This is a genomic window from Streptococcus parasanguinis (assembly GCF_001578955.1).
GTDB classification, from domain to species: domain Bacteria; phylum Bacillota; class Bacilli; order Lactobacillales; family Streptococcaceae; genus Streptococcus; species Streptococcus parasanguinis_U.
The window spans coordinates 1-380 of record NZ_KQ969746.1 but is presented as its reverse complement, the minus strand read 5'-3'; the positions used below and the strand labels follow the sequence as shown (position 1 = coordinate 380).

General features: G+C 44.5%; 1 pseudogene. It reads left to right on the top strand.

The window, feature by feature from the left end:
• A pseudogene (locus tag SPADD19_RS11055) lies at nt 1–368 on the top strand (elongation factor 4); the annotation flags it as partial.
• Nucleotides 369–380 lie beyond the last annotated feature (12 nt).

Here is a 380-nt window from a genome sequence, read left to right as displayed (position 1 = left end):
GTCCTTCTAAATTGGTTAAAATGGATATCCTTCTCAATGGCGATACCGTCGATGCCCTCAGCTTTATCGTTCACAAGGATTTTGCCTATGAACGTGGTAAGTTGATCGTTGAGAAGCTCAAGAAGATTATTCCTCGTCAACAGTTTGAAGTGCCTATCCAAGCGGCGATCGGTCATAAGATCGTGGCTCGTACAGATATCAAGGCCCTTCGTAAGAACGTCTTGGCCAAGTGTTATGGTGGGGACGTCTCACGGAAACGCAAGCTTCTTGAAAAACAAAAAGCTGGTAAGAAACGGATGAAAGCCATCGGTTCGGTAGAAGTGCCACAGGAAGCCTTCTTATCTGTCTTGTCAATGGATGAAGAATAACAATTAGAGAGT